General features: G+C 39.0%; 6 protein-coding genes and 1 pseudogene. 5 read left to right on the top strand and 2 right to left on the bottom strand.

Annotated elements, in window-relative coordinates; all coding sequences use genetic code 11:
- Positions 1 to 62 precede the first annotated feature (62 nt).
- From AO382_RS06940 to AO382_RS06920, 5 genes are all read left to right on the top strand, one after another.
- The gene (locus AO382_RS06940) at positions 63 to 488 is read left to right on the top strand and encodes a helix-turn-helix domain-containing protein (protein ID WP_064617994.1); all 426 of its coding nucleotides are present in this window, start codon (positions 63 to 65) and stop codon (positions 486 to 488) included.
- Complete coding sequence (locus AO382_RS06935) at positions 479 to 1,084, top strand: IS630 family transposase (protein WP_064618732.1); 606 nt, start codon at positions 479 to 481, stop codon at positions 1,082 to 1,084. Before AO382_RS06940 ends, AO382_RS06935 begins: the two co-directional genes overlap by 10 nt.
- A gap of 2 nt (positions 1,085 to 1,086) precedes the next feature.
- Complete coding sequence (locus AO382_RS06930; protein ID WP_227513646.1) at positions 1,087 to 2,199, top strand: hypothetical protein; 1,113 nt, start codon at positions 1,087 to 1,089, stop codon at positions 2,197 to 2,199.
- A 98-nt stretch (positions 2,200 to 2,297) separates the two neighbouring features.
- The gene (locus AO382_RS06925) at positions 2,298 to 2,912 is read left to right on the top strand and encodes an OmpA family protein (protein ID WP_064619410.1); all 615 of its coding nucleotides are present in this window, start codon (positions 2,298 to 2,300) and stop codon (positions 2,910 to 2,912) included.
- On the top strand, positions 2,899 to 3,750 hold the full coding sequence (locus AO382_RS06920; protein WP_064619380.1) for an HNH endonuclease: 852 nt from the start codon (positions 2,899 to 2,901) through the stop codon (positions 3,748 to 3,750). Before AO382_RS06925 ends, AO382_RS06920 begins: the two co-directional genes overlap by 14 nt.
- A gap of 127 nt (positions 3,751 to 3,877) precedes the next feature.
- Here the strand turns inward: AO382_RS06920 and AO382_RS06915 are convergent.
- Together AO382_RS06915 and AO382_RS06910 are read right to left on the bottom strand one after the other, a co-directional pair.
- Positions 3,878 to 5,337, bottom strand: a pseudogene (locus AO382_RS06915) (PepSY-associated TM helix domain-containing protein).
- A gap of 203 nt (positions 5,338 to 5,540) precedes the next feature.
- On the bottom strand, positions 5,541 to 6,029 hold the full coding sequence (locus AO382_RS06910; RefSeq protein ID WP_064619377.1) for a DUF2946 family protein: 489 nt from the start codon (positions 6,027 to 6,029) through the stop codon (positions 5,541 to 5,543).
- Positions 6,030 to 6,083 lie beyond the last annotated feature (54 nt).

The raw sequence follows: 6,083 nt of genomic DNA, 5'->3' as shown, positions 1-6,083 counted from the left end.
TAAGTAATCCGCCAAATTAATGTTATGATATTATCAACTACCCATCATAACATTAAACACAAATGAAAATCAGCACCATTGAACTAACAGACACTCAAAAACAAGCACTTGAGCAAGGCTACAAACTAGGCGAAACAGCAGTCTATCGACAACGATGTCATCTCATTCTACTCAAAAGCCAAGGCTACAAAGCTAAAGATATAGCAAACATACTAGACACCAACATCCAAAGTGTCTATAACTGGATCAAACGCTACCGAGAGCATGGCATACAAGGACTACAAACCAAACTAGGACAAGGCAGAAAAGCCATACTCACCCATGAGCATGAACAAATCGTCAAAGACTGTATTAGCCGAGAACACCAACGAGTTAAACTCATTATGAATGAACTCACTGAGCAAACAGGTAAACAATTTAGCCAACGCACCCTTGAGCATTTTTTAAAAGTCTTGGCTACACCTACAAACGCATCCGAATGCGACTAAAAGGGCAATGTCACCTAAAACTATACCAACTTAAAAAACAGCAACTTGCCATACTTGAGAACTTAAGCCAAAACAACCACATCGACCTATACTACGGCGATGAAACCAAAATCAGTCAAACAGGCTATGTACCCTATGGTTGGCAACACAAGGATGAAAACATCAGCATTTCTGTGCAACGGGGTAAAGATATTAACTGTTTTGGTCTACTCTCAAGAACCATGCAGTTTCATTACCAACTAAGCGAAACGAATATGACGGCTAATGATATACTTACCTTTATTGATGAGATATCATTAAAAATTAACAAATACACGGTACTTGTATTAGATAATGCCAGAGTCCATACTGCCAAAGTGATTCAAAAGCGGTTAAAGATTTGGCAACAGCGTGGTTTGTTTATCTTTTATTTACCGCCTTACAGTCCACAGCTTAATATTATTGAGCGTTTATGGAAAGAGGTAAAACAAGGCTGGCTTAGACCGTGTGATTATGTCGATTTCGATTCACTGCGTTACGGTGTAAATCGTGTTTTTGCTAATATCGGTTCAACGTTAAACTTGAACTTTAAACAGTTTATTAATGTAATTATTTAATTTTGTCGGATTACTTATTATCAATTATCCTAAAAATTTGGGCATCTATTCATCAAGATAAAAGCGAAAATCTTGATTCAGACCAAGTGGATGCCAGCAATATACTTAAATTTATTGAACACCATCTTACAGAACAAACCAACACACAAAAAAAGACTGCTGTTATTCATGAAGAGTTGTTACAAGCATTGACCACGCATCATGAATATGTCAAACAAAATAACCAGCAATTTGCTTCTACTTTGTGGGATAAACTTGAAGAAACTGCCCAAATTCTGACCAAATCTGCCACCGAAGAGGTGATTTTGGCACTCAATCAGCTTATCAAAGACTTTAATCATCAGCTAACCGAACAGTTTGGTGAAAACTTTAAGCAGCTTAATCATGCCGTCTTTGAGTTGATTCAATGGCAAGAAAATTATAAACAACAGCTTGAACAAATGCAGATTCAGTATCAAAATCATACAAATGCTGTTGCAGCAACACAACAAGCCATTGAAAATATTCATGATAATTTATCACATATTGCACATCACACCCAGAGCATTCCAGATTCTATGGAAAGGCTCACCGATGCTATTGAGTTGAACCATACGCAAATTGATACTTTGTATGATCACTTGGCTACTTTTGCTGATATGAAAGATAAGGCAGTTGCTGCTCTACCAGCTTTAAGCAAGCAAATCGATGTCATGCTTCAGGGCATGGATGATGCCAGCCAAAAGCTGACCGAACAGTTTCATCAGATTCGTCAATCTATCGAAGCACAGCCTAGCATCATGCAAAGCACCACTCAAGAGCTAAAAAACACACTGGAGCGGCTGGTTGGTCAACTTGAGATTGATATCAAAAATATCACAGAAAAGCACGCCAGTAATATCCAAGAACAGATGAATCAGTTATCAAATATTGCTGCTCAAACCTTAGAAGATGTTAGTGGCAGTATAGAGGGTCAAATTAATAATTTTAATACCGCTGAAGCCAAAAAAATTGAGTCAGATTTGCAGCAAATGGGCAGTGCCTTGATTAGTATGACAAGCCAATTTACCAAAGATTATAAAGAATTGGTCAATCATATGAATAATACCATTCGTCACGGAAGACCAATGCGATGACAATAATAAACAAGATGAGATTAAGTGTGCTATCTTCAAGACAATCATCAGAAGAGAGTACTCAGTGGTTGCCCATATCAGATTTGATGAGTGGATTAATGGTGTTGTTTTTGTTCATTGCCATCAGCTTAATTTTACAAGTACGGCAAATCGCTGAAGAATATCAGGATACCCAAGAGCAAATTTATAAAGCATTGTTACACGAATTTGCAGATGATTTGCCCAAATGGGGAGCAAAGATAGATAAAGATACATTAACCATCTCATTTTTATCTCCTGATATTTTATTTAAAACAGGGCAATCTGATTTGCAGGATAATTATAAAGAAATTTTATCTGATTTTTCCCCACGCTATATCAAAGTCATCGACCGCTATAAAGATAGCATTAGCGAAATCCGTATCGAGGGTCATACCAGCAGCGAATGGGCGGTGGGCGTGGATGCTGATACTGCTTACTTTGAGAACATGCGGTTATCACAAGACCGTACCCGTACTGTTTTACAATTTGCTTATGCCATACCTGAAGTCAGTCAGTATCGTCCATGGATAAAGACACATTTGGCAGCAGTGGGCTTATCTTCTGCCAAAACCATCAAAAATGAGTCTGGGCTAGAGAATGCTGGTGCATCAAAAAGAGTGACTTTTCGTATTTTGACCAATGCCGATGAACAAATGCAAAAAATAGGCAAGAGTTCTTATGAAGAAAATTAATGTATTTGATGAGCTGATAAATAATACCAAAAGGATGGTTGATCATCTTGTTGAATTTCAGCTTCAGCCAAGAGTTTCCCTTGATTTACAGTTAGATACGAAGCTTGCCACACCAGAGGGCGTGCAGATTGATAGCTTGTCTGAGCTGACAACTGATGAAACAGGCGTGTTTGCCTATCTTGGCAGAAAAGTCGTGTTATTTATTCCTGACCATGGCTATGGAAATAGTTTTGATCAAGTTAAAAATGGTGATTTGAATGCAGGTAAAAAAGTACATTTTACCCAATGTAAGACACTTGATGATATGGCTAGCAACAGTCGGTTGAATCGCTATCACATTAATAAAAATCAAAATGGCTTATTTGAGATTGTTAATAATGTTGGCGATACACATACAACTAAGCTGATGCCATGTCATCATTGTTTAAAACTTCTTAATTATAATGGTTATTTATCAATCGAAACACAAGCAATTTTTAGGCAAAACTTTGATTTTTTGGCATTTTTTAATGGTGATTATCAGACCAAATTTACCAAATTGCCTGAATATGTGGGACAAAATAAGGGTGGTTATGCAGAAGATTGGTCGATAATAAGTCGTAACTTTAAAAAAAGCAAAGGCTATCTTTGTCAAGTCTGTGGCGTTAACTTATCTGGGTATCAGCATTTGACCGATGTGCATCATATTGATGGTGTAAAGCAGAATAATAGCCAGCATAATTTAATGTGCCTGTGTAAATTATGCCATGCTAATCAGCCAAATCATGCCCATATGAGTATCAATGATGAGATCAAAAAACAGATACAACAACTAAGATGGCAGCAGCGACTGCTGTGAGTATGACTGCGGTGGTGGCTGATGATTGATAGTATTAGTGAGGATAGTTATTAATGAAAAAACAATAAAAAGTGGCCAATTAAGCTAAGGCCACTTTTTGTATGATAAACGATATTGTCAGGCTTGGTTATTTTAATAGTTTACTTAATAATGGAACTCGGCTGATGATGAGCCAATCTAAAATGACGATAACCAAGATGGCAAACAACCCCATGGGAAAGAGTGCTGAAATTAATAATAACACCCCACCAAAACCCCACCAAATGGGAATGTCTTTTTGACTGGCTGGGGGGGGATTAAGCCCATCGGTAAAGCGGATTTGTTATTCTTATGAATATTGGTGGCGGGCCTGCGTTGCCACCACATCACAAGACCACTGATACAAATGGCAATGACGCTTAAGCAAAATAAGAGATTTGCCAAAATACTAAAAATCCCCGCTGTCCCCATATGTAGTGCAATACCAACCGCCATAAACTTACCAAATGCTGAATAGTCATGGTAGCGAATGTCTGCCAATATCTCACCAGAATAACGGTCAATATGTACTGTGCGGTCAGCGGTTGGATTGGGGCTGTCATAGCTCATCGAATCTTGGCTAATGCTCCAAACGCCTGTTGGAGTTTTGGGGTAGTTGATTTGATATCGTCCCACAAAGCCCATGTTTTTAGCCATGTTATCAATAAAATCAATGTCTGGTTGCGTCATTTGCCATGCGTTTGATGTGGGCGTGGAGCTTGGCATGGGGGTTTTTTCAAGTACCCAAGGCACTTGTTTTGTGCCGTCATTAAGAGCGTCGCCGTGTGTGGGTGCTGAGATATCTGTGGCATGATGGGGTGTATCTGCTGTATTTTGTTGCTGGTATGATGCGTCATCATGGGCAGTATCAACGGGTAAACTGGAGGTAGGCACAGGTTCTACGCCCCATTTGCCAGCAGGAAATTGATTCCATGCTTGCACGATTTTTTCTCCCCAAATCCCAGCCCAAGCCAAGCCTGTGATACAAAAAAATAACAACACAATGGCAGTCCAGCTGCCTAAAACTGCGTGTATTTCACGCCATAAGTTGCGTTTTGTTTTGGTGTCTTGTACGGTCAACATTTTTATGACACTTTTGCGTTTTTGCCACCAAAGATAGATGCCAGTGATGATTAATAAAATGGTTAAAGAAGCCGCTGTTTCAAGCAATAAATCTCCTGTTTTACCCATCAATAAATCACCATGAATGCTGTCTAATGTGTGATATAAGCCAGATTTTTGCGGTTGTGTGCCAACGATTTGAGCGGTGTAGGGGTCTATGGCGACCCAGTTGGCAACTTGCGTATCGTGATTTTTAACCAAAAAAGCGGCAGCATGGTGATCATCTTTTGGAGCGATGTATTGTGTCACTTGTCCGCCAGCGATGTTTGATGTGGCGATGTGAGCTTGATGAGACACTGCCATACTGGTGTTTTGTGGCGATACGCTGATAAGCTCACCTTGTTTGCCAACCGTATTGGATAATATAATCATGCCAAGCCCTGTGCCGGCCAAAATCACCAAAAATGGTATGACAAATAACCCTGCATAAAAATGCCACCGCCAAATGCGTAAATAATGCTACGGTGTTGTTGATTGACTGTGTTTTGATGAAAGATTGGATTTGATGCTTTTGCTCATAACTATTCTCAATAAAATCGTGTCTCAATAAAATCGTGTGAATTGGTTTTATAGGCCAAAATAAATCTGCTTTTGTCAATGTCATGATTGACAAATTTTGATGAATTTTGATGAATTTTGGAGTGATTTGATTAAGAATAATAAGGAGAAGCACGGCTTGGCGGGCGTAAGAAAAATAAAAACTGCAAACGCAACTGACGATAAAAAGCGCCTAATTGTCTGTTGAATTGTAAAATATGACCAGACAAACTCAAAGCACCCGCTGGCAATGCAAAAGACATGGCACTTAGACAAATATCACAGTCATGTTTATGGGGAGTTTGGTTATCTTTTTTTGAAAAATGCGTGTGTGTTTGGTGCGTGTGTGCTTGGTGAAAGTGAGCATGGGTTTGGTGCGACTGATTGATATGATTGATAATGGGGGCAAGCTTAATACAAATATTATAACCAATCTTTGGTTTTTCCACCCATAGTGAAGATGTCATGGGCATCAGTAGCATCAACCAAGCCAAAACCGCCAATACCCAGCCAAACCACAATCGGTGAAGCTTAGACAATTGATGAAGCTTGGCGTTTGGATAAAACTTAGTGTTTAAAAGGTGATAAGAACGATGCCACATAATCAGCCTTATAATACCATCAGACAATCACTTAACACACACCAATTCAGTTAA

This window comes from Moraxella catarrhalis, assembly GCF_001656295.1.
In the GTDB taxonomy this organism is placed as follows: domain Bacteria; phylum Pseudomonadota; class Gammaproteobacteria; order Pseudomonadales; family Moraxellaceae; genus Moraxella; species Moraxella veridica.
This window is presented reverse-complemented; position numbering and strand designations above follow the sequence as displayed.